At 30.5% G+C, this 2,421-nt stretch carries 1 protein-coding gene and 1 pseudogene; both read right to left on the bottom strand.

Features of this window, described 5'->3' with window-relative positions:
• Window positions 1-295: pseudogene (locus tag VK998_RS06235) on the bottom strand (GNAT family N-acetyltransferase); the annotation flags it as partial.
• A gap of 642 nt (window positions 296-937) precedes the next feature.
• Window positions 938-1,954: a virulence RhuM family protein gene (locus tag VK998_RS06240; RefSeq protein ID WP_325226634.1), complete on the bottom strand. Its 1,017-nt coding sequence runs from the start codon at window positions 1,952-1,954 to the stop codon at window positions 938-940.
• Window positions 1,955-2,421: the final 467 nt, after the last annotated feature.

The raw sequence follows: 2,421 nt of genomic DNA on the forward strand, positions 1-2,421 counted from the left end.
CTTGATTCTGGTAACTAAAATCACATATTTTCCATCCAGGATATGCTGCATTATCATCTTTAATTCTATAACTTAGTTCCCCTACAAGTTTGCCATCAATTTCTATCACACAAAGCTGGCTTAATTTGCCTTCCCAACTCATGATATTATTCATAGTATCTTCTAAAGATTCCCCCAAACCATTAGGGAAACCTGCATGTTCCATAACCCTGCCATCATTCCACCACTTATTTAATTGAATAGCATCATGGGTAGTAGCACTTCTAACTACAATATTATCCTTCTGAATTCTCATACTTTCCTCCGTTAAATTTATTTGGAGGGTTTATAGGGCGTGAACCCTCCTTACACGCTTAGCTGTTATTTTTATCATAGCAACCACTTCCTTTCTTTATTATTTCTATGAAAACACCTATGGTGTTATCGACTTTAGTAAAACATTTTTTATTAAACCTTAAGTAATAATCTTCAAAATAAACTTGTTTTCAATATATTTCAACTTACCACCTAAAAAGTAATTAGTTTTCGATTTTTTCATTTTATATAGCTATTTGAATACTTTTTAACTGCCCATGCTTGTGCCCTTATATTCATTTTTTCTTCAAAGGTTTTGTCAACCATAATTCATTCACCTTAATATAAATAATCTCTACTATACATCTTCCTAATTATACCCCATAATAATATAAACATTATAACATTAAATAACAATTTATAATAGTTTTTATGACCCCTTAAACATTATCATATGACGCATAGCTTGTCCTACTTATGATACGGTTCACCGTATCGGTTCAACTAGCAAAACTTATTTGATGATAAATATATAAAATAAATATAGACAGGAGGTATTTTATATAAATCCTCCTGTCCTTATTTGCTATTAATTATAACTTTATATTTTGCTTTAATCTTTCACTACTAAAGCCTATTGAGATTATTTTAAATATTTTTCAATCTCCCTATCAAAATCTGATTTATATTCTCTGTCTTGTTTAACCCTAAATTTATTATGTTCGTCATTGGCTAGTTCTTTTGCCACCTTGGCTGCTACCTTACCTTTATCTTGTAAAATTTCATATTCATTAAATTCCAAGAAAGCATCTAATTTTTCTACCCAGTCTTTCATTTTCATAGGTATTTGTTTTTTAGCTTGATTTTCTGCATAGTCAAGATACATATTTACTATTCTATTCAATTCATCTATTTCTTCTTTATTTAAATAATTTTTAGCTATATGTATATCTGATTTTAATATTTTACCATTGGGCGAACCTTTCCAAGAAGTTAATCCCATATTATCTTTAGTTGCATCAACCCTACTCTTTATTATTTCTGCAGCTGTTTGTCCAGTAACTGCATAATGTAACTTATTTTGCACTGTTGCATAAAATTCTTTTGTTATGTCAGATTTACTATCATAATCTATGCTGCACTCTGCATAAATATCCGTTATCTTTTGGTAAAACCTTCTTTCCGATGCTCTAATTTCCCTTATTCGTTCTAATAGTTCATCAAAATAGTCCTTACCAAAATGTTTCCCATTTTTTAATCTATCATCATCTAATACAAAACCTTTTAATGTATATTCACTCAATACAGATGTAGCCCATTTTCTAAATAATGTACCTTCTCGTGAACGAACTCTATACCCAACAGCAATAATCATATCTAGATTATAATATACAACTTCTCGTTCAACCTCTCTATTCCCCTCACTTTGAACTATTGCATATTTTGCAATAGTTGAATCCCTATCTAATTCTTCTTCTTCATATATATTATTTATATGCCTAGATATAACAGACCTATCTCTTTGAAATAATTCTGACATTTGAGCTTGTGTTAACCAAACAGTTTCATGTGAAAATAGTACTCCTAAATTTATATCACCCTCATTTGTTCTATATAAAAGTATTTCTCCCTTTTTAGGTTCAACTACCTTATCTCCCATATTTATCCCCCTATCTTTATTAATATATGGATTTTTATAATTTTAGTCTTATAAGTATTTCATAGTGTTATATGTTACATATAATATAAAAGATGAGTCGTATTATTGGAGGGCAGACACATGGGTCTGCCCCTACGTACAACCATTATATATGCTAGAACCATTGCGATAACTATTGTAAATCATGTGTCGTATGAAACCGGATGGACACACAGGTCCATCCCTACCCACAACTGTGATATATTCCACATCGTAGGGGTTGACCTATGTGTCAACCCGATTATATGTCAACTCGTTAATGCACATAACATTATAAGCATAACTTTCTTTTTAATTCCTAAGGTTTTAATTCACAATTCACAATTTAAAATTCACAATTTGCGACGTTTACGTCGCATTTAACTACTTATACGTATTATATCATTTAGCTATAGCTATGATAACCCCTTATCCGTCAATATTTACCC

This window comes from Schnuerera sp., from assembly GCF_035459645.1.
In the GTDB taxonomy this organism is placed as follows: Bacteria; Bacillota; Clostridia; order Tissierellales; family Tepidimicrobiaceae; genus Schnuerera.

Coding starts and splice junctions, on each gene's coding strand:
- VK998_RS06240 (WP_325226634.1), bottom strand. CDS start 1,954: ATGGGAGATAAGGTAGTTGAACCTAAAAAGGGAGAAATACTTTTATAT.